The 26,075-nt window shown below is 63.2% G+C and carries 23 protein-coding genes; 2 read left to right on the top strand and 21 right to left on the bottom strand.

What is annotated here, in order from left to right; all coding sequences use genetic code 11:
* Positions 1-54 precede the first annotated feature (54 nt).
* Positions 55-252 (top strand): CsbD family protein, encoded by a 198-nt coding sequence (locus SA496_RS21970; protein ID WP_120654519.1) that lies wholly within the window; start codon positions 55-57, stop codon positions 250-252.
* A 45-nt stretch (positions 253-297) separates the two neighbouring features.
* On the opposite strand, the gene SA496_RS21965 is transcribed toward SA496_RS21970, so the two are convergent.
* From SA496_RS21965 to SA496_RS21920, 10 genes are all read right to left on the bottom strand, one after another.
* Positions 298-1,752, bottom strand: coding sequence for a rhomboid family intramembrane serine protease (locus tag SA496_RS21965; RefSeq protein WP_120654520.1), 1,455 nt, complete (start codon positions 1,750-1,752; stop codon positions 298-300).
* A 10-nt stretch (positions 1,753-1,762) separates the two neighbouring features.
* Positions 1,763-2,053: a DUF2845 domain-containing protein gene (locus tag SA496_RS21960; protein WP_120654521.1), complete on the bottom strand. Its 291-nt coding sequence runs from the start codon at positions 2,051-2,053 to the stop codon at positions 1,763-1,765.
* Between the two features lie 64 nt (positions 2,054-2,117).
* Positions 2,118-2,423, bottom strand: coding sequence for a DUF2845 domain-containing protein (locus SA496_RS21955; RefSeq protein ID WP_120654522.1), 306 nt, complete (start codon positions 2,421-2,423; stop codon positions 2,118-2,120).
* A gap of 55 nt (positions 2,424-2,478) precedes the next feature.
* Positions 2,479-2,769 carry a DUF2845 domain-containing protein gene (locus SA496_RS21950; RefSeq protein ID WP_120654523.1) on the bottom strand — a complete coding sequence of 97 codons (291 nt, stop codon included), beginning with the start codon at positions 2,767-2,769 and terminating at the stop codon, positions 2,479-2,481.
* Positions 2,770-2,778: 9 nt separating this feature from the next.
* The gene (locus SA496_RS21945) at positions 2,779-5,697 is read right to left on the bottom strand and encodes a DUF748 domain-containing protein (RefSeq protein ID WP_330114463.1); all 2,919 of its coding nucleotides are present in this window, start codon (positions 5,695-5,697) and stop codon (positions 2,779-2,781) included.
* 91 nt (positions 5,698-5,788) lie between these two features.
* Complete coding sequence (locus tag SA496_RS21940) at positions 5,789-6,808, bottom strand: class I SAM-dependent rRNA methyltransferase (protein ID WP_330114462.1); 1,020 nt, start codon at positions 6,806-6,808, stop codon at positions 5,789-5,791.
* 126 nt (positions 6,809-6,934) lie between these two features.
* On the bottom strand, positions 6,935-8,113 hold the full coding sequence (locus SA496_RS21935; RefSeq protein WP_330114461.1) for an acetyl-CoA C-acetyltransferase: 1,179 nt from the start codon (positions 8,111-8,113) through the stop codon (positions 6,935-6,937).
* Positions 8,114-8,200: 87 nt separating this feature from the next.
* Complete coding sequence (locus SA496_RS21930; protein ID WP_153920508.1) at positions 8,201-9,076, bottom strand: oxygenase MpaB family protein; 876 nt, start codon at positions 9,074-9,076, stop codon at positions 8,201-8,203.
* A gap of 61 nt (positions 9,077-9,137) precedes the next feature.
* Positions 9,138-11,075 (bottom strand): acetate--CoA ligase, encoded by a 1,938-nt coding sequence (gene acs, locus SA496_RS21925; RefSeq protein WP_330114460.1) that lies wholly within the window; start codon positions 11,073-11,075, stop codon positions 9,138-9,140.
* 109 nt (positions 11,076-11,184) lie between these two features.
* Positions 11,185-12,225, bottom strand: coding sequence for a DJ-1/PfpI family protein (locus SA496_RS21920; RefSeq protein WP_330114459.1), 1,041 nt, complete (start codon positions 12,223-12,225; stop codon positions 11,185-11,187).
* A gap of 102 nt (positions 12,226-12,327) precedes the next feature.
* Here SA496_RS21920 and SA496_RS21915 point away from each other — a divergent pair, with 102 nt between their 5' ends.
* Entirely contained in the window at positions 12,328-13,302 is a 975-nt protein-coding gene (locus SA496_RS21915; protein ID WP_120654529.1) for a GlxA family transcriptional regulator, read from the top strand.
* A 63-nt stretch (positions 13,303-13,365) separates the two neighbouring features.
* Here the strand turns inward: SA496_RS21915 and pgi are convergent, their stop codons facing one another.
* The 11 genes from pgi to dksA all read right to left on the bottom strand — a co-directional run bounded on the left by pgi (position 13,366) and on the right by dksA (position 25,914).
* On the bottom strand, positions 13,366-15,030 hold the full coding sequence (pgi, locus tag SA496_RS21910) for a glucose-6-phosphate isomerase (protein WP_120654530.1): 1,665 nt from the start codon (positions 15,028-15,030) through the stop codon (positions 13,366-13,368).
* A 70-nt stretch (positions 15,031-15,100) separates the two neighbouring features.
* Positions 15,101-15,481: an aspartate 1-decarboxylase gene (panD, locus tag SA496_RS21905; RefSeq protein WP_028630028.1), complete on the bottom strand. Its 381-nt coding sequence runs from the start codon at positions 15,479-15,481 to the stop codon at positions 15,101-15,103.
* An 80-nt stretch (positions 15,482-15,561) separates the two neighbouring features.
* A complete protein-coding gene (gene panC / locus SA496_RS21900; protein WP_120654531.1) occupies positions 15,562-16,422 on the bottom strand; it encodes a pantoate--beta-alanine ligase in 861 nt (286 codons plus the stop codon).
* Entirely contained in the window at positions 16,419-17,219 is an 801-nt protein-coding gene (panB, locus tag SA496_RS21895; RefSeq protein WP_330114458.1) for a 3-methyl-2-oxobutanoate hydroxymethyltransferase, read from the bottom strand. Before panB ends, panC begins: the two co-directional genes overlap by 4 nt.
* 102 nt (positions 17,220-17,321) lie before the next feature.
* Complete coding sequence (gene folK, locus SA496_RS21890) at positions 17,322-17,822, bottom strand: 2-amino-4-hydroxy-6-hydroxymethyldihydropteridine diphosphokinase (RefSeq protein ID WP_120654533.1); 501 nt, start codon at positions 17,820-17,822, stop codon at positions 17,322-17,324.
* A 2-nt stretch (positions 17,823-17,824) separates the two neighbouring features.
* Positions 17,825-19,231 carry a polynucleotide adenylyltransferase PcnB gene (locus tag SA496_RS21885; protein WP_330114457.1) on the bottom strand — a complete coding sequence of 469 codons (1,407 nt, stop codon included), beginning with the start codon at positions 19,229-19,231 and terminating at the stop codon, positions 17,825-17,827.
* A 681-nt stretch (positions 19,232-19,912) separates the two neighbouring features.
* Positions 19,913-21,340: a sigma-54-dependent transcriptional regulator gene (locus SA496_RS21880; RefSeq protein ID WP_153920498.1), complete on the bottom strand. Its 1,428-nt coding sequence runs from the start codon at positions 21,338-21,340 to the stop codon at positions 19,913-19,915.
* A 22-nt stretch (positions 21,341-21,362) separates the two neighbouring features.
* Entirely contained in the window at positions 21,363-24,317 is a 2,955-nt protein-coding gene (locus SA496_RS21875) for a sensor histidine kinase (RefSeq protein ID WP_162945871.1), read from the bottom strand.
* On the bottom strand, positions 24,301-24,477 hold the full coding sequence (locus SA496_RS21870) for a hypothetical protein (RefSeq protein ID WP_003095129.1): 177 nt from the start codon (positions 24,475-24,477) through the stop codon (positions 24,301-24,303). Before SA496_RS21870 ends, SA496_RS21875 begins: the two co-directional genes overlap by 17 nt.
* 60 nt (positions 24,478-24,537) lie before the next feature.
* A complete protein-coding gene (gluQRS, locus tag SA496_RS21865) occupies positions 24,538-25,422 on the bottom strand; it encodes a tRNA glutamyl-Q(34) synthetase GluQRS (protein WP_330115660.1) in 885 nt (294 codons plus the stop codon).
* A 48-nt stretch (positions 25,423-25,470) separates the two neighbouring features.
* A complete protein-coding gene (dksA, locus tag SA496_RS21860) occupies positions 25,471-25,914 on the bottom strand; it encodes an RNA polymerase-binding protein DksA (protein ID WP_120654536.1) in 444 nt (147 codons plus the stop codon).
* Between the last annotated feature and the right edge of the window lie 161 nt (positions 25,915-26,075).

Below are 26,075 nucleotides of genomic sequence, written 5' to 3'. Positions count from 1 at the left end.
CCTCGGCTGGTTCCGCCCTTTCCGGGCGGCCCAGCTAAAGTAAAGGAGCGTCCTATGAACGCTGACATCATCAAAGGCAAATGGAAGCAGCTAAGCGGCCGAATCAAGGAGAAGTGGGGCCACCTGACCGATGACGATCTCGACGTGGCCGAAGGTCATAGTGAGTATCTGGTCGGCAAGCTGCAGGAGCGCTACGGCTGGAGCAAGGATCGGGCGGAGCAGGAAGTCCGCGATTTCAGCAGTCGGCTCTGATGCCTGCCGGAGAGGAAAAGCCCCGCAATTGCGGGGCTTTTTCTGTCAGCGCGCCAGGTGCTGCTGATACAGCGCCAGTTGGCGGGTCTGTTCCGCCTCGGGGAAGGCGCGGCGCAGGTACTGTCCCAGCTCACCAACTCCGCGTAGATCCTGGCGCTGGCCCAGTTGCTTGGCCAGTTGCAGTGTCAGGCCGGGAAGCTGCGGCGGCACTGGGCTCGCCTCGCACAGTCGACGCCACGGCGCCAGGGCGCGGGTGCAGTCCCCGGCCTTGATCAGGCGCTGCAGCAGGTGCAGCAAGACAGCGGGGTGCTGCAGCATGCGTTGCTGCGGGTCGGCGACGTCATCGGCCAGCTTCTGCAGCAGTGGCAGGGCAGCCGTCTGTTCGGGCAGGCTGAAAAGCTGCTTCAGCACAGCGGTCAGTAACGGCTTGTCCTGACGCCCCTTGGCCACGGGGTAGAGGCGCTCCAGGAGCGCCAGTCGGCCGGGGTAGCGCTGCAGCAGCTCGAGGCCGCGCGGCGCTGCCTGGTCAAGGGCGAAACGACCGATCAACTGGTCAAGGGCAGTCAGTTCTCGCTTGAAGGGTGCGTCCGGGTCTTCCTTGTTCAGGTAGGCCTCATCAACCTTGAGGAAGCCCACCTTGTGCAACAGCCAGGTCGAGAGGAAGCCGAAGGCCAGCCCGCCGAGGTGCGCGTAGTAATTGACGTGGTCATCGGCCAACAGCACGCCGTACAGCTCTTTGCCGAGCCATGCGGGAAATATCCACAGGGCTGGCGCCTTGAAGTAGCCGATGAGGGGACCCAGCCAGTAGAAGAAACGGATCTTGCGCAGGCCGTAGACACCAATGGTCATGCCCATCAACCCCGAGACCGCCCCCGAGGCACCGATACCCGCTACCCAGACCGGGTCCATGGCCCACCAGAGCAGATGCGACGCGAGGCCGCTCGCCAGGTAGAGGCCAAGGTAGACCCAGCGCCCCAGCGCCGCTTCCAGGGCGAATCCGCAGATGAAGAGGAAGATCATGTTGCCCAGCAGGTGATCGAAGCTGCCATGCAGGAACATGGCGCCGAACAGCCCCTGGACACTGAACTTGTTGGGGATGAAGCCGAATCGCTGTGCGCTGATGCGGTCCCGTGCCGCTTCGGCTTTCTGTCGTAACTGCTGCCAGGCGGGATCGGCCTGGTAGGCAGGGAGTCGGTGCAGCCAGTCCTCGAACTCCAGATCGCGGAGGATGATTGTCGCCAGGTCCTGCCGACGCATGGCATCGATGCCACGGCGCTGGTCAGCGTCGAACTTCTCGCGCTCCACCAGATGGTCGATGAACAGGGCGCGCTCGCGGTTGAGCAGGCCACCGTCCAGGTAGAGCTGCTGCGCTTCTTCGACGCGTGCCTGGTCGCCGCCCTGGTAGACGATGTAGATCAGGGTATTGAGCAGGATCAGCAGCAAGGTGATGACGGGCGGTCGCCGCCAGTCCAGGGGTTGATCAGCAGGAAGGATGATCATCGCGCGCGCCTCAGTTGCGCTTGCTGTCGATTTCGTCGAGGCGCCCGCCGAGGAATTTCAGGTAGTGATACATACCGTTGCTGGGGCCGTAGACCCATTCTTCCACTTGCATCTCCTGGCGCCCGCCGGTGGTTACCGAATACCCGATGAAACTGCGCGAGGCCGGTTCGCCGCACTTGCGCTGAACCTCGACACTGCGATCGCCAACGCTGACGAGTTTGCTTTCGCAGCGGAAGGTGTTGGCCGTGGCGTCGAAGACAAGCAGAGGGAGGGCTGCGACGGCGCAGGTGAGGGCTTTCATGGGGGCGGGCATCCTGTCCTGGGGGTAAGAATGCGCAGAGCCTAGCATTCCGTCCGAGCGGCTGTCAGTTGCCCCGCTTGCTGTCGATATTGCGCAGCCGATTGCCTTCGAAACGAAGGAACTGGTACATGCCATTGCGTGGTCCGTACACCCATTCCTCGACCCGGACTTCGTTGCGCCGGTAATACTCGTCGATCACTTCCTTGAAGCCCAGGTCGGCACGGCTGATCGGCTCGCCGCACTTATCGAGGACCTCGCTGGTAGTGTCGTCGAGGCTGATGAGGTTGCTGTTGCAGCGCAAAGTGGAGGAGGCCTGGGCGTTGCCCAGAGCCAATAGCAGCGAAGCAAGGAAAAGGACACGGAGCTTCACGGGGATGTCCGAATGGCGAGAGGTGGCTACAGCCTACACCCGGCGCTGAGGACCGTCAGCGGCTGCGCCGGGTTTCGATACGTACCAGGCGGTTGCCTTCGAAAGTGAGGATGCTGAGCATGCCGTTGTTGGGGCCGTAGACCCATTCCTCGACGTTGAACTCGCGCCGGTCGTAGGAGCCGAGGGTGTAGCCGACAAGGTCACGGTGTACCGGCTCGCCGCATTTCTGCAGGACCTCGAAGGTGCGGTCGCCCAGGCTGATCAGCTTGCTGCCGCAGCGCATGGTCTCGGCCCCGGCCGGGGCGGCCAGGACGAGTGTCAGCACGGCGAGCGGCAGCGTACGCATGGAAGACTCCTACTCGCTGTCCAGATGCAGCGGGGTGATCACTTCACCGGCCTGGTTTGGGTCCACCAGGCTGATGTCGAGCAGGAAGATGCGATCATCGGCGAGACCGCCACGGTCCACCAGATAGTCCTTGATGGTGGCGGCGCGGGCCTGACCCAGCTGGCGAAGCAGCAGGTCGCTCTGCGCCCAGGACGCCAGCACCGCGTCGCGCAGCTTGACCGTGCGCTGCTCGCTGTCCAGCTCCGTCCACTCGGCAGGTGGCTGCTGTTTCAGGCGGGTGCGGTAGATGCCTTCCAGCATAGGCGCTTTCTCGTCGTCCGGAACCTCGATCTGGCTGGCCTCGGCTGGCACTTTGTCGCCTCGGCGCTGGGCGATCTTGTAGTAGGTGCTCTGATATTCCCGTTCCAGGCGTTGTTGGGCCAGGAGCGGACCGTCGGCGGCCTTGGCGCTAGCGCCTTCCACCTCCAAGCGCAGTGCCGGGCGCTTCTTGAGTGCCTCGGCCAGGGTGTCCAGGGCCTTCTGCGCATCAGTGTCGAGCTCGCTGCTACCGGCCGGGAAGGGAACCTGGCCGAGATCTTCGCTGCTGCCACCTACCAGGCCGGCGACGAAGTTGAAGGGCGCCTGCACGGCTCGCAGCACCAGATTGCGCAGGGTCTGCCAGACGATGGGGGCAACGCTGAATTGCGGGTCGTTGAGATTTCCGGCCACGGGCAGCTTGATGTCGATCTTGCCTTCGGTGTCCTTCAGCAGTGCGACTGCCAGTCGCACCGGCAAGTCCACGGCGTCGGGACTTGAGACCTGTTCACCGAGCTGCAACTGCTCCAGGACGAGATGGTTGTCGGCTTTCAACTGACCCTTCTCGATCTGGTAGTGCAGGTCCAGGTTCAGTCGACCCTTGCGGATGCGATAGCCAGCGAATTTGCCAGAGTAGGGCGTCAGGGTGGTCAGCTCGACGCGCTTGAAACTGGTGGCGATATCCAGGCTGTCTAGCGGATCGAAGGGGTTCAGACTGCCCTTGATGGTGACTGGTGCGTAACGATCCACCTTGCCGTTGATCGCGACCTTGGCCGCCTTGGGGTTGCGGTTGTCGAGAGTGCCGATTTCGCCATTCAGCTGTTGGATGGCGGTGGCGAAGTTCGGCGTCAGGCTGAAGTCGGCGAAGTTGGCCGAGCCGTCCTTTATCTCGATGCCGCCAATGCGGATGCCCAGGGGCTTGGCAGCGGGTTTCTGTTTGGCAGGGGCGGTGGTTGGGGCACCTGCTTCTGCGGGCTGCTTGATCACCAACTCACTGGCGTTGGTGGTGAGGTCTTCGTTGATGATGAAGCGCGCGTAGGGCTGGCTCAGGCTCACCTTGTCGATATTCAGGCTGTCGCCGTGTTGGTAATTCAGACCTTCCACCAGCAATTGCTGCCATTTGACGAAGTCGCGCTCCTTGATCGTGTCCAGGGTGTGCATCTGGTTCACCAGGGCGCGGCCGGTTATGCCAAGGGCCAGTGGCTCAGTGCTCTTGAGGTCGACATTGAGGTCGCTATCGAGCATGCCGCTGCGCACTTCCAGGCGCACGAATGGACTGAGGTAGGCCTGGGCCACACGCAGGTCGATGTCCCGAGTCTGCACCTGCAGTTTGGCGGTGGTTGGCTTGAGCTGGACCTGGCCCACCGCCTGCAACTTGCCCTGTTTGCCGAGGCCGGTGTCGAGGCTCAGGTTGAAAGGCGATTCGCCCCGGCTGTCGAAGTCCTTGAGATCCAGGTTAAGCGGGCCCAGCTCCAGTTGCACAGGCTCCTTGGGCACTCGGTCGGCCAGGTGCACCTTGTAGCCGCGCAGCTGGGTTTCGCGTAGCAGAACCAGCCAGGGCTTGCTCGGTTCAGCTTTGGTGTCGGCAGATTCGCTGGCGGCTTTCTCGTCAGCCTTGGCTGCCGGTTTGGCCTCGCTGGCAAACAGTTTCTGCCAGTCGAGTTGGCCATCGGACTCACGTGCTGCCCAGGTCTCCAGGTTCTGGCTGTGGATCTTGCCAATCACCACTTCCTGCTTGACCAGGTCGAGGGAGCTGTCGCTGACCTCCAGCGTCTCCAGGTTGACCAGGGGGCGGTTATCGGGCGCTTTGATGGCGAAGGGCGCCACTTTGATCCAGATCTTGTCCAGGTTGAGCTGGGTGCCTTTGGCCAGATTCAGCTTGTACTCGGTGGACAGGCTGATCACGCCTTTCTCCAGCACCAGCGGTACCGCGTCGCGGACATAGGGCCAGACGCCCTTGAGTTTGCCTTCTGTGAGCTTGAGCGTGCCGCTGGAACTGAAAGGCACCAGGCTGATCTGGCCTTCCCAGTCGATCCGCCCACCGTATGGACCGGTGGCGACCAGGGACATCTCCGAACTGTCATCGGGCAGGGTGCTGAGATTGCGCAGTTCCAGATTCAGCGAGTCATAGACGAACTCGATGGGTTCGCTCGGGCGGAGGTCCTCGAAATGCAGGCCGCCCTCGGTCAGCTTGATGCGGTCGATGCGCAGCGGGAAAGGATCGCCGGCGGGCTCTTCCGGCTTGGGCTCACTGGGCGGCAGCTTGAACAGCTGGGCCAGGTTGAGCTTCCCGTCCTTGGCGAACAGCACCTCGGTGGTCGACTTGTCGAGCTCCACGTCCGCCAGGTGCAGGGCACCAGACCACAGGCTGTCCAGTTCCAGGTTGGCATAGAGCCGTTCGAAGCCTATTTGCTCGGCCTTGTCTTCGCCGATGTGCAGCCCCCATAGCGTCAGTTCAAGGCTGAAGGGGTTGAGCTGGATGCGCTCCAGCCGTGCGGGAACCGTGGCGTACTGGGCCAGTTGCTGGTTGGCCACCCGCAGGGCGATCCCCGGGATGATCAGAAAGCCAAGCAGGCTGTAGAGGGCTACGACGATCAGCAGGGCGCAAACGGCCCGTTTCAATCCTTTGTACATGAGGCGTCAACTATCCCGGCGAAGAATGCCTTGGATTATGGCACGGCCTCAGGGTTCCGCCTGACGGCTGGCTCTCGTTACCGAACGGCTTTCAGAGCTGCAGGATCAAGGTCTTGAGCGGTGGGCGCGCATCTCGGGAGGGGAAGTCGGCGGCGGGTGCGAATTGCTGGCAGTCGCGGACTGGGCGGCCCAGTTTGCTCGCGCAACGCAGCACCAGTTCGCGCCAGTCCTCCATATCCACTTTGGCCAGGTTGTTGTTGCACACCAGCACGCCGCCATCCTCGGTGGCCAGCAGGGCCGGCTTGAGCAGGCTCTGATAGTCGCGCAGCAAGTCCACGGTTCCGAAGGCGCTCTTGGCCCAGGCGGGCGGGTCGAGGAATACCAGGTCGAACTGGCGCTGCTCCAGGCGCGGGTAACTGGGCAGTTTCTGGCCGTGGCGGCGGGCGATGGGCTGCCCGGCCAGTTGGCGGATCGCCGGGAAGTAGTCCGATTGCACAAAGCGCATGGGGGCCAGGCTCGGGTTCAGGGCTCCGTTTTCACGGCCGACCGCGAGATTGCCCTCGGCGAAGTCCAGGTTCCACACCTCGCTTGCGCCGCCGCCGGCAGCGCAGACGCCAACTCCGCAGGTGTAGGCGAAAAGGTTGAGCACGGACTTGCCGGCACTGTTGTCCTTGACCCAGCCACGGGCGTTGCGCAGGTCGAGGAAGAGTAGCGGGTCCTGCCCCGCATGGCGGCCGCGTACCCGGTAGTTCAGGCCCCACTCGCGACCCACGAGGTCTTCCAGGGCAGCCGGTTCAGCCTGATAAACCGGGTCGTGGCGATCAACGCGTGAATTGCCCTGGGAGCGGTCGTTGTAGACCAGCAGCAGCTTCTCGCCGAGAAACTCGTTTACCGCGGCAGCCAGATCCAGCAAGGGGCCGCGCTCCAGTGGCTGGTGAAAGCTCTGCACCATCAGCTGGGGGCCGTAGCGGTCGACGGTCAGGCCCGGTGCGCCTTCCTGGCTGCCATGGAACAGCCGGTAGCAATCGGTGTCCTGGGCATGGAGCTCGGCCAGCAGCGGCTGGCGGGCATCGAGGGCGGCGCGCAGCGCCTGGATGAGAGCGGAGGACATGCGCGGCGTCTCGCAAAAAGGGGCGCGCAGTTTAACAAACGAGAGCGGGTTGGGCTTTCGTAGGTTGGCGCCCCGATAGGGGGCGATATGTTGGGCTTCGCCCTGCGCGCCAACCTACGAGTTGGATCAGCGCTCGATGGCCAGGGCCACGCCTTGGCCGCCGCCGATGCAGAGGGTCGCCAGGCCTTTCTTCGCATCGCGCTTGAGCATTTCGTGCAGCAGGGTCACGAGTACGCGGCAGCCGGAGGCACCGATGGGATGGCCGAGGGCGATGGCGCCGCCATTGACGTTGACCTTTGTGGTGTCCCAGCCCAGCTCCTTGCCAACCGAAAGGGACTGTGCAGCGAAGGCTTCATTGGCCTCGATCAGGTCCAGGTCGGTCAGGTTCCAGCCCGCCTTTTCCAGGCAACGGCGGGTGGCAGATACCGGGCCGATGCCCATGATCGCCGGGTCGACACCAGCGTTGGCATAGGCCGCGATGCGGGCCAGCACCGGCAGGCCCAGGGCCTTGGCCTTTTCCTCACTCATCAGCAGTACGGCGGCGGCACCGTCGTTGAGGGTCGACGCGTTGCCAGCGGTGACGCTGCCGTCTTTCTTGAACGCAGGCTTGAGTTTGGCCAGGGCTTCGGCAGTGGTGCCGGCGCGTGGCTGCTCGTCGGTGGAGAAGGCAACCGGATCGCCTTTCTTCTGCGGGATCAGAATGGGGGTGATCTCATCTTTGAAGCGCCCGGACTCGATAGCGGCAGCGGCCTTCTGCTGGGAGGCGGCGGCAAAGCTGTCCTGCTGTTCGCGGTTCAGGCCGTACTTTTCCACCAGATTCTCGGCGGTAATGCCCATGTGGTAGTCGTTGAAGGCATCCCACAGGCCATCCTGGATCATGGTGTCCACCAGCTTGGCGTGACCCATGCGCAGGCCGGTACGGGCACCTGGCATGACGTAGGGCGCCAGGCTCATGTTTTCCTGGCCGCCAGCGATGATCACCTCGGCGTCGCCACAGCGGATGGCCTGGGCTGCCAGGTGCAGCGCCTTTAGGCCGGAGCCGCAGACCTTGTTCAGGGTCATGGCTGGAACCGCATGGGGCAGGCCGGCGAGGATAGCAGCCTGGCGTGCCGGATTTTGGCCGGACCCGGCGGTGAGCACCTGGCCCAGGATCACTTCATCGACCTGCTCGCCCTTGAGGCCGGTTTGCGCCAGCAACTGGCGAATCACGGCGGCTCCCAGCTCGGGCGCAGGAATGTTCGCCAGGGAGCCCTGGAAGCTGCCGATGGCGGTGCGGGTGGCGGCAACGATTACGACGTCTTGCATGGATCTGTCCTCACAGCTGTGAATTGGGTCAGGCAATGACCGAGCAAGCCGCAATCGTCGCACAGGGAATTTGGTCGGACCACACTCTCAACGGGGGGGCAGCCCCATACGGCGGCGCGCACGATGGACAGCGCCATTGCGCATGGCCCAGCGCAGCAGCGGTGCTACCCGCCAGACCAGATCACGCACCACGCGGCGCTGCCAGGGGCGCTGGTAGAGGCCGAGCATGGCGCTGGCCCAGTCCGGCATCAGGTCGATGCCGGCCTGCATCATCAGCACACCAAAGGGTTTGGCCACCGCGCTGGGTGACGGGGCGCCGAGGAGAACTCGCACTACTTCCCGGCTGCGGTCATCGCAGGCAAGCTGCGGGCGCATCGCCTCCAGATAGTCCGCCACTTGCTGGCGGGACTTCGGTACGTCCTGCGCACCGAGTCGTTCAGCCACCAGGGCGATCTCAGCGTAGTAGCGGTCCTGTTCTTCACCGGAAAGCTGAGGGTTCAGGTAGCGCAGGTGAGCCTTGAGGAAGCAGCTCACTTCGGCCACGTGCACCCAGGTCAGCAAAGCCGGGTCGCTGGCGGCATAGGAGCGGCCGTCCGGAGCGGTGCCGACCACCTGCATATGGATGGTGCGGACCTTGTCGATCAGCCAGTCGGCGTCCTTGCGGGTGCCATAGGTGGTACCGGAGATGAACTGGCCGGTGCGGCGCAGGCGACCGAGCATGTCCGCGCGGAAATTGGAGTGGTCCCATACGCCGGAAAGCGCCAGGGGATGCAGCATCTGCAAGAGCAAGGCGCTGATGCCGCCGATCATCATCGAGGTGAAATCGCCGTGAACCTTCCAGGTCACAGAGTCTGGGCCGAAGAGGCCTGGATCACCTTTGGGGTTTTCGAAATCGAGCTGGCCGAGGGCTAGACCGGTGAGGCCGATGATCTGGCTTTCGATGCGGCGGCGAATGAATTCCATGCAGCGAGGGCTTCCAAGCGAAAGGCGCCAGCCCCCGAGGAGACTGGCGCCTTGACAGGGCTTACTGGTTGAGGCGTTTGTCGATCAGGTTCTGCACCACCGACGGGTCGGCCAGGGTGGAGGTATCGCCGAGGTTATCCAGCTCGTTGCAGGCAATTTTGCGCAAAATGCGGCGCATGATCTTGCCCGAGCGGGTCTTGGGCAGGCCCGGCGCCCACTGGATCAGTTCGGGCTTGGCGAAGCTGCCGATTTCCTTGCTGACCAGGGCCAGTAGTTCTTTCTTCAGTTCCTCGGTCGGTTCCAGGCCCTTCATTGGCGTAACGAAGGCGTAGATGCCCTGTCCTTTGAGGTCGTGCGGGTAACCCACTACGGCGGCCTCTGCCACGGCGTCATGCAGCACCAGGGCGCTTTCCACTTCGGCGGTGCCGATGCGGTGGCCGGAAACGTTGATGACGTCGTCGACGCGGCCAGTGATCCAGTAGTAGCCGTCCTCATCGCGCCGGGCGCCGTCACCGGTGAAGTAGTAGCCGGGATAGGCTGCAAAGTAGGTGTCGATCATTCGCTTGTGGTCGCCGTAGACACTACGGATCTGGCTCGGCCAGCTGGCCTTGATCGCCAGTACGCCCGAGCCGGCGCCGTCGATTTCCTTGCCTTTATCATCCAGCAGCACCGGCTGCACGCCGAAGAAGGGGCGAGTGGCCGAGCCGGGCTTCAGGGCAGTGGCGCCGGGCAGCGGGGTAATGAGGATGCTGCCGGTTTCGGTCTGCCACCAGGTGTCGACGATGGGGCAGCGGCAGTCGCCCACTACGTTGTAATACCACTCCCAGGCTTCCGGGTTGATCGGTTCGCCGACGCTGCCAAGCAGGCGCAGGCTGGACCGGGAGGTCTTCTTCACCGGTTCCTCGCCTTCGCGCATCAGGGCGCGGATGGCGGTGGGAGCGGTGTAGAAGATATTCACCTGGTGCTTGTCGATCACTTGCCAGAAGCGCGAGGCGTCGGGGTAGTTGGGCACTCCCTCGAACATCAGGGTGGTAGCGGCGTTGGCCAGCGGGCCATAGACGATGTAGCTGTGGCCGGTGACCCAGCCCACGTCCGCGGTGCACCAGTAGATCTCGCCTTCGTGATAGTCGAACACGTACTTGTGGGTCATCGCTGCGCCCAGCAGGTAGCCGCCGGTGGTATGCAGCACGCCCTTGGGTTTTCCGGTGGAACCGGACGTGTAGAGGATGAACAGCGGGTCTTCGGCATCCATCCATTCCGGCGGGCAATCCTCGCTGGCGCCGCGCAGGGCCTCGTGGTACCAGAGGTCGCGCCCGTCCTGCCAGTCGATCTTGCCTTCGGTGCGCTGGACCACCAGCACCGAGGATACGTTCGGGCAGTCTCTCAGGGCCTTGTCGACGTTCTGTTTCAGCGGGACGTATTTGCCGCCGCGAACACCTTCGTCGGCGGTGATCACTGTGCGGCAGTCGGCATCAAGGATGCGGTCACGCAGGGCATCCGGGGAAAAGCCGCCGAACACCACCGAGTGCACGGCGCCAATGCGCGCACAGGCGAGCATGGCGTAGGCCGCCTCGGGAATCATCGGCATGTAGATGCAGACCCGGTCGCCTTTCTTCACGCCACGACTCTTCAGCACATTGGCCAGGCGGGCCACATGGCTGTGCAGCTTGCGGTAGGTGATCTGCGCGGATTCGCTGGGATTGTCACCTTCCCAGATGATGGCAACCTGCTCGCCTCGCTGCTCCAGGTGGCGATCGATGCAGTTGTAGGCGACGTTCAGCTTGCCGCCCTTGAACCACTCGGCCTCGCCTTTCGCAAGGTCGCTGTGATGCAACTGGTCCCAGGGCTTGAACCAGGTGAGGAAGCTGGTGGCCTGCTCGCTCCAGAACAGCTCGGGCTGCTCCACGGACTGCTGGTACAGGCGCAGGTAGGCATCGTTGTCGACGAGGGCGTGCTTGCGCACGGCGTCCGGCACGGGGTGAAGGCTGATCTCGTACATGGCGGGTCCTTGTTGTTGTAGAGCCGAGATGGCGACAAGGGTGCATCCAAGCCGTCGCCGGGTTCAAGGGTTGTCCATGGAGTTTTGAACCCGGTGCCCGCCAGATCGTTCAGCGACGCGGATATTCCAGCTGGGCGGCGACGAAGGTGGCAGTGGCGCCGCCGTAGCGCGCGACGATGTCGTCCAGAGTTTCGTCCAGCACCTGACCGGGCGGCGCGTTGCTGTCGGGGAGGGCCGATTTTCCTCCCATGGACGCATCGGGTAGCAGCACCAGGCCGTGACGAGTGCGAACCGGCCCATCGCCGACGGCCAGCACGTCGGTGCGGAAACTGCGGGCCCATGCATCGGCGCGCAATGCGAGGGAGGCTTCATCGAGTCCTGGCCGCAGCGCCAAGGTCAGGGTTTCGTGGCGCCAGAAGGCCAGGTAGTTTGCCACCGCCGTCAGGTAACCGCCGGGGCCAAAGGCAAATGTCTGGCTCTGGTGCTCGGCGGACCAGCCGGCCAGGCCGATCTCGCGTGCGAAGGCGATCGTCTTCGCCTCACCGGCAATCGCTTGTACCAGGGCCAGGGACACAGGCAGTGCGGCGCTGACGCCTGAGCTGGTCACCAGCTTGCCATCCACCACGTAGCGGCGGTTGACCTGCCAACGGGTGTCGGGGAAGTCCTCTTCGCGCTGCGCCTTCGAATACCAGTGACTGGTGGCCCGACGGCCATGGAGCAGGCCGGCGTGGCCCAATACCAGTACACCGTCGCAAATGCCGACGATGGTGGCCCCCCTGGCGGCCTGATCGGCGACGAAAGCAGTGAGTATGGGATCGTCGCTATGGTGCACGGCAGGGACGATCAGGTAGTCCGCCCCCTCCGGGTAGTCCTGTTCAAACTCGGCAGTGGTCGCCTGGGCTTCGACTTTCAGCGCCGGCATCAACTGCAGCGGCCCTTTGCGGGTGGACAGGGCGACCACCTTGGCTACTCCGGCGCGGCTGAGCAGTCCGAAGGGCACCATGAAGTCCACCAGCTCGGTCATGCGGTTCTCGCCGACCACAGCCACCAGCGGCTGCTCGCGTCCGGCATGCGGGTGGTAGGACTGGAGCGTTTCCGCCAGCCCAAGCAGGGGGATGTACAGCAGCAAGATCAGCAGTAGCGCTCGCATGGGCCTTCTCCGAGACGGGGATTCCAGTCTGGCGCGCGGGCAGGTGTCCTGAATGACAGCTATGAGTGAATATCTGCCAATCCTGCCGTCGAGCGCCCCCGCATGCAGCCTCCTCATAACGTACTGCTGTTGGTTTTTCCCGAATTCCAGTTGCTGGATGCCACCGGTCCGGCGGACGTATTCGCTGCGGTGGCCGAGCACCTTCCGAAGCAGTTGGGCGTGCCCTACGTGCTGCGGGGCATTTCCGCCAATGGTGGACTGGTGCGTTCCAGCACTGGGCTCGAGTTGATGACCGAAGCCTTGCCCGAACCAACCAGCCTGGCCGGGTGCACGTTGGTGGTGGCGGGCGGCTTCGGCATACAGCGGGTGATGGGACAGGGCGTGCTGGCGCGTTGGCTGAGGGAGGCCGGACCTGTTGCGGCGCGTTGCTGTTCGGTCTGTACAGGGGCTTTCCTGCTGGCGCAGGCCGGGCTACTGGATGACCGCTCCGTGGTGACTCACTGGAAGTACGCCTCGCTACTGCAGCGGCTATTCCCGAAATTGCGGGTGCAGCAGGACGCACTGTTCGTCCGTGACGGGGACTTCTACAGCTCAGCGGGCGTGACCGCTGGAATGGACCTCTGCCTGAGCCTGGTGGAGGAAGATCATGGCCGTGCACTGTCGTTGCAGGTGGCCAAGGGGCTGGTCATGTACCTGCGCCGGCCGGGAGGACAGCGGCAGTTCAGCGCCGAACTGTTGGCGCAGCAGGCGCCTGAAGGTGGTTTGCTGGAGCAATTGGTCCATTGGCTTCGTGGTCGACTGCACCAGGAGCTGGATATCGAAGCTATGGCGGCGAGGGCCGCGGTTTCTCCACGCACCTTGCACCGGCATTGCCAGGCGGAGCTGGGCATGACGCCGGCGAAGCTACTGTTCCAGCTACGTCTTGAAGAGGCCTGTCGACTGCTGGAGGCGGGGGCGCCATCGCTCAAGCGTACGGCGGAGAAGACCGGGTTCGGCAGCGAGTACAACCTGCGCAGGGCCTTCGTTCAGGCCTTGGGAGTAACGCCGAGCGAGTATCGGCAGCGGTTTTGCCGGTAAGGGTGGATTTGCGAATGATTTCGCTCCCACAAGGCACGATACGGCTTGTGGGAGCGATATGGGTTAACCGCGATGGCGTGCGCGGAAGAAGTCGATCAGGCCCTGAGTCGAGCCATCCTCGGCCTGGGCTTCGTCCTGGCCAGTGAGGCGCGAGTAGACCGTCTTGCCCAGTTCCTTGCCGAGCTCCACGCCCCATTGGTCAAAGGCATTGATGCCCCAGAGTACGCTCTGTACGTAGACCTTGTGCTCGTACATGGCGATCAGTGCGCCCAGACGGCGAGGGCTGATGCGTTCCACCACCAGGGTATTGCTCGGCCGGTTGCCGGGCACGACCTTGTGCGGCGCCAGGCGCTGCACTTCGTCTTCCGGCAATCCTTTGGCGCGCAATTCGGCCTCAGCCTCCTCGCGGGATTTGCCGAGCATCAGCGCCTGACTCTGGGACAGGCAGTTGGCGAAAAGCCACTGGTGGTGGTCGGCCACCGGGTTGTAGCTGGACACCGGGACAATGAAGTCCGCCGGAATCAGCTGGGTGCCCTGGTGCAGCAACTGGTGATAAGCGTGCTGGCCGTTGCAGCCGACGCCGCCCCAGATCACCGGGCCAGTGCCAGCGGTGACCGGGGTGCCATCTTGACGCACGCTCTTGCCGTTGGACTCCATGTCCAGCTGCTGCAGGTGGTCGGTGAAGTTCCGCAGGTAGTAGTCGTAGGGCAGGATCGCGTGGCTGCGGGCGCCCCAGAAATCGCCATACCAGACACCAAGCAGGCCGAGGATCACCGGGATGTTGCGATCAAACGGTGTGCTCTGGAAGTGCTGGTCCATGCTGTAGGCGCCGGAGAGCAGTTCCTTGAAGTTGGAGATGCCGATGGACATGGCGATCGGCAGGCCAATGGCGGACCAAAGCGAATAGCGGCCGCCGACCCAGTCCCACATGGGGAAGATATTTTCTTCGCGGATGCCGAATGCCACCGCAGCTTCCTTGTTGCTGGAAACCGCGATGAAGTGCCGGTACAGCTCCTCTTCGCTGCCGCCCTGGGCCAGGTACCAGGCGCGGGCGGCTTGGGCGTTCTTCAGGGTTTCCAGGGTGCCGAAGGACTTGCTGGAGACGATGAACAGCGTGGTCTCGGCGTTCAGTCGGCAGGCCAGTTCGCGGAACTCGCTGCCGTCGATGTTCGCCAGGTAGTGGCAGCGCACACCTTTCTGGGCGAAGGGCAGCAGTGCTTCGGAGACCAGTTGCGGGCCGAGGAACGAACCGCCGATACCGATATTCACCACGTCGGTGATGGGTTTCTCGGTGTAGCCACGCCACAGACCGTTGTGCACGTAGCCCACCAGTTCGGTCATCTGGTGCAGGACGCGATGCACCTCCGGCATCACGTCGACGCCTTCTACCCGCACCTTGTCGCCAATGGGACGACGCAACGCCGTGTGTAATACCGGACGCTGCTCGGACGCGTTGATCACATCACCACGGAACATGGCCTTGATGGCGTCGCCGAGCTGGGCTTCTTCCGCCAGCTTGACCAGCAGGTTCAGGGTGTCGGTACGGATCAGGTTCTTCGAGAAGTCCAGCAGCAGGCCGCAGGCGCTGTGGCTGAACTGCTTGAAGCGCTCAGGGTTTTCGGCGAAGGCCTGGCGCAGGCTGAAACCGGCAAGTTCCTGGCGATGCTGGCGGAGCACGGTCCAGGTGGGCAGTTGAGTGACATCGAGCGGCGTCAGGTGGTGATCCATGGCGTACCTGTGTGCGACTTATGAAAAAGCCCGGAAAAGTCCGGGCTTCGGGTCATTCTGTATCCCGGTCTCAGGCGACCTGTACCGGAATCGCGTTGCTGGTGTGGCTGAGTTCATTGCCCGGAGCCATGTACAGCATACGCGGTTTGAAATTGGCCAGTTCGGCTTCGCTGTAGTGAGCGTAGGCGCAGATGATCACACGATCACCCACCTTGGCCTTGTGCGCCGCAGCGCCGTTGACCGAAATCATCCGAGAGCCATTCTCGGCGCGGATGGCGTAGGTGGTGAAGCGCTCGCCGTTGTCGACGTTGTAAATCTGAATCTGTTCGTACTCGCGGATGCCAGAGAGATCGAGCCATTCACCATCGATGGCGCAGGAGCCTTCGTAGTCGAGCACGGCGTGAGTAACTTCGGCGCGGTGCAGTTTGGCCTTGAGCATGATGGCGTGCATGGCTTTTCCTCGTCAGGATGCGGGCGGCGGCAGAGTTTGCCCGAACCCCCGAGGGGGTTCAAGGCTATGACGGGCGTTGGTCAGGCTTGCGCTTCGAGGTTGAAGGCAAGGTTGTCGATCAGGCGGGTGTTGCCCATGAAGGCGGCGCCCAGGATGACCAACTGCTGGTCCTTGTCACCTGCGGGGCGCAGGTTCAGCGCTTCGCGGACTTCGAGGTAGTCCGGGCGAAAACCTGCCTTGGTCAGTTCGGCCTGGCCTTCCTGCTCCAGTGCGGCGAAATCGCGGCGTCCTGCGCGGATGGCAGATGCCAGTTGCTGCAGGGTGCGGTAGAGCGCGGGAGCAGCCGCCCGCTGAGCGTCGTCCAGATAGCCATTGCGCGACGACAAGGCCAGACCATCTTCGGCGCGCACCGTGGGCTCGCCCATGATCTGGATCGGCATGTTCAGATCACGCACCAGCTTGCGGATGACCGCCAACTGCTGGAAATCCTTCTCGCCGAATACCGCGAGATCGGGCTGGACCATGTTGAACAGCTTGCTCACCACGGTGGCGACGCCTTCGAAATGGCCAGGGCGGCTACCGCCACAGAGTCCTTCGGACACCAGCGGGACATTTACACGGGTCTGGCCGTCCATCCCGTCCGGGTACATTTCTTCCACGTCCGGATGGAACAGCAGATGGCAGCCAGCTGCCACCAGCTTTTCCTGGTCGGACACCAGCGTGCGTGGATACTTGGCCAGGTCTTCGCTGGGGCCGAACTGCAGCGGGTTGACGAAGATGCTTGCTACCACGAAGTCGACTCGCTGGCTGGCTTTTTCCACCAGGGCGACGTGTCCGGCGTGGAGGTTGCCCATCGTCGGCACGAAGCCAACGCGCTTGCCTTCACTGCGCGCGCGGGCGACGGCTGCGCGCAATTCTCGGACGGTCTTTACGGTGTTCATGCGGAGAATCCGTGTTCGGCGGCGGGGAAGGAGACGTCCTTGACGGCCTGGACGTAGGCAGCGATCGCTGCCTGGATGCTGGTCTGGCCTTCCATGAAGTTCTTCACGAACTTGGGTGCACGGCCGGTGAGGGACAGGCCAAGCATGTCGTGCAGGACCAGAACCTGGCCATCGGTGGCGCTACCGGCACCGATGCCAATTACCGGGATCTTCACCGACTGGGTGATTTCTGCGGCCAGTTCGCTGGGCACACATTCCAGCAGCAGCATCGCTGCGCCAGCTTGTTCCAGGGCCATGGCGTCGGCGCGCAGTTGGCGCGCCTGAGCCTCCTGGCGTCCCTGGACCTTGTAGCCGCCGAGGATGTTCACGGCTTGCGGGGTCAGGCCTAGATGGGCGCATACCGGTACGCCGCGCTCGGCCAGCAGACGGATGGGTTCGGCCAGCCAGGCGGCACCTTCCAGTTTCACCATGTGGGCACCGGCCTGCATCAGTGCGGCGGAGTTGGCGAAGGTCTGGTCGAGGTTGGCATAGGCCATGAACGGCAGGTCGCTGATGATCAGCGCGCCCTGGTTACCGCGTTTCACAGCCGCGGTGTGATAGGCCATTTCGCTCACGCTGACCGGCAGGGTGCTGTCATGGCCTTGCAGGACCATGCCAAGAGAATCACCCACCAGGAGCACATCTATGCCGGCCTGGCAGGCGGCCCGGGCAAAAGTGGCGTCGTAGGCTGTCAGCATGGCGATCTTCTCGCCTTTCAGCTTGAGCTCTTGCAGGGTGGTCAGGGTCACATCAGGCATGAAAACGTCCTCAGCGGCGCCAGTTTGCACCGGCGCGGGGCAACGGGACGCTTATAGTCCCGATGGGGGGGCATGAAGTCAATTGCAGGTGTTACCGACCTGTTACGGCGTTACCGCCAAGTCGGGCAGGCGTTCGAGGCCTTCGAAGGGGCAGGCGCTCAGCAGGCTTTGCAACGGGCGCCCATCGGGCAGCTGCAGGTCGCCGGCAATCTCCGCCAGGGGGTAGAGCACAAAGGCACGGGCATGCATGTGGTAGTGCGGAACCTGCAGCCGGGGCTCGTCGATCCGGTGTTGGCCGAACAGGAGGATGTCCAGGTCCAGGGTGCGTGGCCCCCAGCGCTCGTCCTTGCGTACGCGCCCTTGCGCAAGCTCGATGACTTGCAGGGCGTCCAGAAGGTCCAGCGGGGCGAGCTCTGTTTCCAGAGCAGCGACGGCGTTGACGTAGCGGGGCTGGTCCGCCGGGCCGAGCGGGTCGCTGGCGTAGAGCGAGGACACGGCAGCAAGCCGGGTGCGGGGCAGGTCGCCCATCGCCGCGAGGGCTCCACGCAGCTGGCTGACGGGGTCGGCGAGATTGCTGCCGAGGCCGATGTACACGCGTTCCATGATTACTCGCCCGGAGAACCGGGGGTGTTGTCGCTGCGTGGGCCGCGACGGCGGCGGCTGCCACCGCGACGGCGACGCTGGCCGGACGGCTGCTGATCATCCTTGGCGCTCAGTTCGCGGATCATATTGCGGCGCTGGCTGTCGCTGGCGTCCTGGTAATCGGTCCACCAGTCGCCCAGACCATCGGTTTTTTCGCCGGCGCTTTCGCGCAGCAGCAGGAAGTCGTAGCCGGCGCGGAAACGCGGATTTTCCAGCAGCAGGTCGGCGCGCTTCCCGCTTCGGCGCGGCAGGCGCTCCTGCATGTCCCAGATCTCACGGATCGGGATGCTGAAACGCTTGGGAATGGCGGTGCGCTGGACCTGCTCCGTGATCAGACCGTGGGCAGCTTCCTGCATCGCCGGGATCGGCGGCATGCCGCGCTCCTGCAGCTGCGCCGCGCGGGCGGGCAAGGCCGGCCACAGCAGTGCAGCGAAGAGGAACGCCGGGGTAACGGGTTTGTGCTGGCGGATGCGTTCGTCGGTGTTGATCAGCGCCTGGCGGATCAGTCTACCGGTGTACTCGGGGTCTCGTTCAAGCGCAGCGGCGCTGGCCGGGAACAGCGGAGCGAAGAGGTCGAACTCCACCAGTAATTCGAAGGTGCGTTCGGCCTTGCCGCTGAGGAACAGCTTGAGCACTTCGTCGAACAGGCGCGCTGATGGAATTTCGCGCAGCATCGGTGCCAGACGACGAATGGGAGCGGCGCTGTGTTTCTCGATCTCGAAGTCCAGCTTGGCGGCGAACCGCGCGGCGCGCAGCATGCGCACCGGGTCTTCCTGGTAACGCTGCGCTGGAATGCCGATCAGGCGCACCAGGCGATTGCGGATGTCGTGCACGCCGTGGGCGTAGTCGAGGATGCGCTCGGTGGTCGGATCGTAGTACAGCGCATTGATGGTGAAGTCGCGGCGCTGTGCGTCGTCTTCCAGGCTGCCATAGACGTTGTCGCGCAGGATGCGGCCGCTTTCGTTACGCGAGGCCTGGTTGCTGTCTTCCTCGTCTTCACCTTGCGGGTGGTTGGCGCGGAAGGTGGCGACTTCGATGATCTCCCGGCCGAACTGCACATGGGCCAGTTTGAAGCGGCGGCCAATCACCCGGGCATTGCGGAATTCGGCGCGCACTTGTTCCGGGGTGGCGCTTGTGGCCACGTCGAAATCCTTGGGGCGCAGGTTTAGCAGCAGATCGCGGACGCAGCCACCAACGAGGTAGGCCTGATAACCCGCCTTCTGCAGGCGCTCGACCACCACCACGGCGTTGCGGCTGATACCCGAGCGGTGCAGCGAGTGCTGATTATTGCCCAGTACTTCGGGAGTGCTGCGCGGATGCTGAGCGCGGCGAAGGGGGGATCGGAAAGACTGGAACAGCTTCTTCAGCATGGGATGCACTGTTTTGCGGGATGGACGGCCAGAAAAGGATATGGGCGCACGATGGCCGCGGATTCTAGCACTGGGAGGGGGGATGGAGAAGAAAAGGTCTGAAAGGAGGCAAAGCTACTGGGGGAGCCGAAGCTCCCCCCCAAATTGGTGCGTGCTTTGTTTTTATTGTTTCGGGCTTGGTGTTTTTGTTGTTCGACCCGGTCCAGCAAGCATTTCGCCTCTGGATATGCCCTCCAATCGAGGGTTAATAGCAAACGGATTGCTTTGGACGCTGATGGTGCCTTGATCATTCCATGACCCAACCAGTACGGGCGCTGTCTCAGGACAGTTTTATTGTTCTCGGTCTGGCTGTGGGGCGAGCCCCAAGGGCAACTCCTCTCCAAAAGAATCAGTTAGCTGCGCCTCCGCTGTCTTGTTTTTGTTGTGCTGGAGTCGATACGTCTTGTTTTTATTGTGGGGTTCAGCATTTCTTATTGTTGTTGTGCCAGAGATAAAGCAGATGTCGTGCCAACTTTTGTGATTCCTTGTAAATCAAGGCTTTGCGAGCGACGGTGGCGGATCGGAGGGCAAAAAAAAGCCGGGTTTTCGTTACCTTTAAACCCGGCTTTGTTACGCGATGTTTGGCGGGGTAACAGCGCACGGAACCAGTTGTGTTTCCGTACTGTCACCCTCGTCGGGGGCTCAAGGCCCGGCTGCGGCGCCGGATTTGCGGCGAGGGATACCCAGACGCTGGCGGCGCTCCCATAGGCATTTGCGACTGATCCCCAGTTTGCGGGCCAGTTCGGTTTCAGTCATGTGGTCCTGGTGCTCCAGCACGAAGTGCTGGAAGTAGTCCTCGAGCGAAAGGTCTTCGGTGGGCTCGTGGGCTGTGTTGTTGGCCTGGGCTGGCGCCGCGGCTTCGTTGAAGTCGAGGTCGTCCAGATCGTCCAGCTCGATGTCGATACCCAGCAGCTCCGCCGAAATGTCCGGGCTCTCGCACAGGATCACTGCACGCTCGATGGCGTTTTCCAGCTCGCGTACGTTACCCGGCCAGTTGTAGTGGCGGATCGCTTGTTCGGCATCCGCTGCGAAGCGCAGGCTTTCGCGCCCCATCTGGGAGCACTGACGAGCCAGGAAAGAGCGAGCGATCTCCAGTACGTCGTTGCCGCGCTCACGCAGGGCGGGCAGTTTCAGGGAAATGACGTGCAGGCGGTAATAGAGGTCCTCGCGGAACTGGCCAGTTTTGGCCAGGGTCTTGAGGTCGCGGTGGGTGGCGGCGATGAGGCGCACGTCGACCTTCTGCGACTGCACCGAGCCAACGCGGCGGATTTCGCCTTCCTGCAGAACCCGTAGCAGACGCGCCTGGGCTTCCAGCGGCAACTCGCCGATCTCGTCGAGGAACAGGGTGCCGCCGTCGGCGGCTTCCACCAGACCGGCACGGCCGGCGGTGGCGCCAGTGAAGGCGCCTTTCTCATGGCCGAAGAGTTCCGACTCGATCAACGTTTCCGGGATGGCCGCGCAGTTCACCGAAATCAGCGGCGCCTTGGCGCGACGGGAAAGGTTGTGCAGGGCGCGGGCCACCAGCTCCTTGCCGGTGCCGGACTCGCCCTGGATCAGCACGGTGGAGTCGGTCGGGGAGACCTTGCGGATTTTGCTGTAGAGCTCGAGCATCGCCGAGCAGGAGCCGATGATGCCAATCTCGCCATCGGCGTTGGCAGCTGCGGCCTTCTCGCCGCCGCGGCCGGCACTGGGGCGCTCGCTCGGAGTCGATCTGGCTTCCTGGCGCTCCTTGAGGATGCGCGCGACAGCCTGGAGCATTTCGTCATGGTCAAAGGGCTTGGCGATGTAGTCCACCGCGCCCATCTTCATCGAATCCACTGCCGAGCGCAGGCTGGCGTAACTGGTCATGATCAGCACGGGGGTGCCTTGGGCTAGCTTGATCAGTTCGGTACCGGGAGCGCCAGGCAGGCGAAGGTCGCTGATGATCAGGTCGAAACCGGGAATGCTGTAGCGCTCCTGGGCTTCCTGTACGGAGCCAGCCTCACTGACCTGATACTGGTTGCGTTCCAGTAGGCGTCGCAGGGCGGAGCGAATGATGGTTTCGTCTTCGACGATCAGAATATGTGGCATTAATTCGGCTCTCTAGACGGTCTCAGCTCACGGCGGATGTCGCTTCGACAAAACGAGGCAGCGTCACCCTGATTCGGGTGCCGCGCTGGCTCTCGGAGTCGGCCGGGCTTTCGATGGTTATCTGTCCATAATGCTCTTCCACGATCGAATAGACCAGTGCAAGGCCAAGGCCGGTCCCTTTCCCTGGGTCCTTGGTGGTGAAGAAGGGTTCGAACAGGCGGTCCATGATTGCCCTTGGAATGCCGCTGCCCTCGTCTTCCACGACGAGATCGACAGTGTGCTCCGAGGCTTCGCTGCGCACGCGGATGGCGCTACCCACTGGGGAAGCGTCACGGGCGTTGGACAGCAGATTGATCAGGACCTGGGCAAGGCGCTGCGGGTCGCCTTCGACGACGTGCTGCGGATCGCAGAGGTTGAAGAAACTCACCTCGATGCTGCGCTTGTTCAGCGAAAGCAGTCCGATGGCATCCTGCGCAACCTCCGCCAGACACACTGGCTCGCTGGCCTGCTGGCGGCCGCCGGCATGGGCGAAACTCATCAGTGACTGGACAATGCGGGTGACGCGCTTGGTCTGTTCGAGGATCTGGCTGCTGAGTTCCTTGATCTCGGAATCACCCTCGCGCTCTTCGCGCAGGTTCTGCGCCAGGCAGGCGATGCCGGTGATGGGATTGCCGATTTCGTGAGCAACCCCTGCCGCGAGGCGGCCGATGGACGCCAGGCGCTCGGAGTGCACCAACTTGTCCTCCAGCAACTGGGTGTCGGTCACATCCTCCACCAGCAGTACCAGGCCGCTGCTACCGGGGGCCAGAGGTTCTTCAATCGCCGCCTTGTGCAGATTGAGGGCGCGCACCTGGCCCTCCAGGGTCAGGCGCTGCTTGTGCAGGTGCTCGTCGGGCAGGTTGATGAAGCCTTCCAGTAGTCCTTTCCAAGGCTCGGCGATGGTGGACAGGCGTGATCCGACGACGCGTTGCGCGGGGATTTCGGTCAGTTCCTCCATGGCTCGGTTCCACATCAGGATCTCCTGGTCCTTGGCCAGTGAGCAGACGCCCATGGGCAGTTCTTGCAAGGTCTGACGGTGGTAGCGGCGCAGGGCGTCCAGCTCGGCGGCCAGGCCCGTGAGGCGCGAGTGATAGTCCTCCAGCCGGCTTTCGATGAAATGGATGTCTTCAGTGACGTAGCCTTCGCTGCCCGATTTGTAGGGCAGGAAAGTTTCCACCATGTCCTGGGCAACGCTCGGCCCCATCAGGCCGGAGAGGTTGGCTTCGATGCGGTCGCGCAGGCGACGCAGGGCGTAGGGGCGACGTTCGTCGAAGGGCAGGTGCAGGTCGCGCAGCGCCTGTTCCACTTCCTTCTGTGCTGTCTTGGCGCCCAGCGGCTTGGCCAGTTGGCTGGCGAACTCCTGCGGCGAGCTGGCCACCAGTTCGCGGCGTTGTGGGCGACGCACGTTGTCCACGGTGCAGGCTTCAGCGGCGCTGATCTCTTCCGGACTGGCTTCGGTGAAGAGCGAGACAAGGGTGAAGATCAGCACGTTGGCCGCCAGGGAGGCGATCGCTGCGATGTGCCAACTGGTGTCGTCGAGGACGTAGATGGCATTGAACAGCGGCAGGTACACGCCTTGCAGGTTGCCCACCAGTGGCAACAGCATGGCGAACAGCCAGACGATGAAGCCCGCCAGCAGGCCAGCGATGAAACCACGGCGGTTGGCGGTCGGCCAGTAGAGCACCGAAAGCGCACCAGGCAGGAACTGCAGGGTGGCGACGAAGGCGACGATGCCAAGGTTTGACAGGTCCTGCTCGGCGCCCAGCAGCAGGTAGAAGCCGTAGCCGGCCATGATGATGAAGGCGATCAGCGCGCGGCGGGTCCACTTCAGCCAGCGGTAGATGTTGCCTTCTGCCGGTGGCTGGTAGAGCGGTAGCACCAGGTGGTTCAGGGCCATCCCGGAGAGCGCCAGGGTAAGCACTATGATCAGGCCACTGGCCGCCGACAGTCCGCCGACATAGGCGAGCAGGGCCAGCGCCGGGTTATCGACTGCGATACCGAGACCGAGGGTGAAGTATTCAGGGTTGGTGGTGGCTCCAAGCTTGAGGCCGGCCCAGAGAATCAACGGAATGGCCAGGCTCATCAGCAGCAGGAAGAGGGGAAGGCCCCAACTCGCGCTCACCATGGCGCGTGGGTTGATATTCTCGGTGAAAGTCATGTGGTACATGTGCGGCATGACGATCGCCGAAGCGAAGAACACCAGCAGCAGCGTGCGCCACGGACCTTCCTGCAAAGGCGTGTGCAGGGTGGAGAGGGCTGCCTGATTCTGCAGCAACCACAACTCCAGTTCGCGCGGGCCGCCGAAGACGCCATAGAGCGCGTAGAAGCCGATACCACCCAGGGCCACCAGCTTGACCACCGATTCGAAGGCGATGGCAAACACCAGGCCAGCGTGCTTCTCGCGGGTGGCGATGTGGCGTGCCCCGAAGAGGATGGTGAACAGCGTGATCAGGGCGCAGAAGCTGAAGGCGACGCGATTGTGCACCGGTTCGCGGGTGAGGATGCCGATGGAGTCGGCTACCGCCTGGATCTGCAGAGCCAGAAGAGGCAGTACGCCGATGATCATGATCACCGTGGTGAGCGCGCCGGCCCAGGTGCTGCGGAAGCGGAAGGCGAAGAGGTCGGCCAGGGACGAAAGCTGGTAGGTGCGCGTGATTCGCAGAATCGGATAGAGCAATACAGGGGCCAGCAAAAAGGCGCCCGAAACGCCGAGGTAGCTGGCGAGGAAACCGTAGCCGTACTGGTAGGCCAACCCAACGGTGCCGTAGAAGGCCCAGGCGCTGGCGTACACACCCAGGGACAGGGTGTAGGTCAGCGGGTGGCGGATGATCCAGCGCGGGACGAAGCCCCGGTCACTGAGCCAGGCCACGCCGAACAGGGCCAGTAGGTAGGCAGCGCTGATCAGGATCAGCTGGGTGAGGCTAAAGCTCATCAGCATCGCGTTGACTCTGCAGAATGAAGGTCACCACGATCAGGATCAGCCACAGCAGGTAGGGGCGGTACCAGGCGCCGTTGGGGTCGATCCACCAATCCATGATGGCGGGGGAGAACAGGTAGATTCCCACCACCAGGAGCAGGACCAGTCGATAGATGTACATGCCGCAATTCTCGTCGTGTCTGTCGCGATGGTAGCGAATGCCCGGTACGGCGGCGAGTGGCTAGCGCAGCTGTGTTTCGGCCAGTGTTCGGCAACGCGGTATGCGCGTGGCATCCCAGTGGGCGATCCCCCAGTCCAGTGCTTCGCGGGGGCTGCCATCGGCCAGTTCAGCCGGCGGCTCCTGGCCGAGGGTGCGCAGCGCGCGTGCCAGTAGCGGTCCGGCACTGTCGGCTGGCAGTGGCGGAGAACGATAGGACTTGCCCAGCTTGTGCCCATCCGGCTGGATGATCAGGGGCACATGCAGATAGCGTGGCTGGCTGAGCCCGAGCAGCTCCTGCAGATAGAGCTGGCGCGGCGTGGAATCCAGCAGGTCGGCGCCACGGACGATGTCCGTAATGCCTTGCCAGGCATCGTCCAGCACTACGGCCAATTGATAGGCGTAGAGACCGTCGCGGCGGCGGATGACGAAGTCGCCCACTTCCCGGCCCAGGTGTTGCCGGTATTCGCCCTGGACGCGGTCTACGAAGTGGTATTCCAAATCCGGTACACGGATGCGTATGGCGGCATCGTGCGGGGGATGCTGGGCGTTGCGACACGAGCCCGGATAAACGCCCAGGTGGCCCTCCAGCTGCTTGCGTGAACAGGTGCAGGCATAGGCAAGCCCCATCTCATAGAGACGGTCGATGACCTTGGCGTAAGCCTCTTGGCGATCGCTTTGGCGCACCATTTCGCCGTCCCATTCAAAGCCGTAGGTTTCCAGGGTTCGGAGGATTGCCGCCTGGGCACCTTCCACCTCGCGCGGAGGGTCAAGGTCTTCCATGCGCAGCAACCAGCGACCGCCGACTGAGCGGGCATCGAGGTAGGAGGCGAGGGCGGCGACCAGCGAACCAAAATGCAGATAGCCGCTGGGCGTTGGGGCGAAACGCCCGATATAGGCAGGGGACATCATGTTGCGGACAAAGCAACGGGGCGCCATTGGCGCCCCGTATCGGCATCAGGAGCCGAGCTGCTTTTCCTTGATCTCCGCCAGGGTCTTGCAGTCGATGCAGAGAGTGGCGGTGGGGCGGGCTTCCAGACGGCGAATGCCGATCTCGACGCCGCAAGAGTCGCACCAGCCGTAATCGTTGTCTTCGATCAGCTGGAGAGTCTCGTCGATCTTCTTGATCAACTTGCGCTCACGGTCACGGGCGCGCAGTTCCAGGCTGAATTCTTCTTCCTGGCTGGCGCGGTCGGCCGGGTCGGGGAAGTTGGCAGCTTCGTCCTGCATGTGGTGCACGGTACGATCCACCTCTTCCATCAACTCCAGCTTCCACTTGTTGAGGATGTTGGTGAAGTGAGCACGCATGCGGTCGCTCATGTACTCCTCGCCCTTGGTCTCTTGGTAGGGCACGAAGCCACGAATCAACTGGCTGTTCTGTTGTTTTGCATTGGTGGGCATGGATGGCCGCCTCTCACTTTCTTAATCCATTGCGCAGGATTATGGTCCATCGCCGGCGGTGCCGGCCCTGCGGCTGCAAGCGGGCGAACTTACCAGATCAAATCCGGGTACGCCACTCCCCGGCGTCGTACATGCTGCAGCGTCCAGGGACCATTGGTTAG

The organism is Pseudomonas sp. JS3066 (assembly GCF_036328175.1).
Lineage (GTDB): Bacteria > Pseudomonadota > Gammaproteobacteria > Pseudomonadales > Pseudomonadaceae > Metapseudomonas.
The sequence above is the reverse complement of the archived record's forward strand: the minus strand, read 5'-3'. Positions and strand labels throughout refer to the sequence as shown.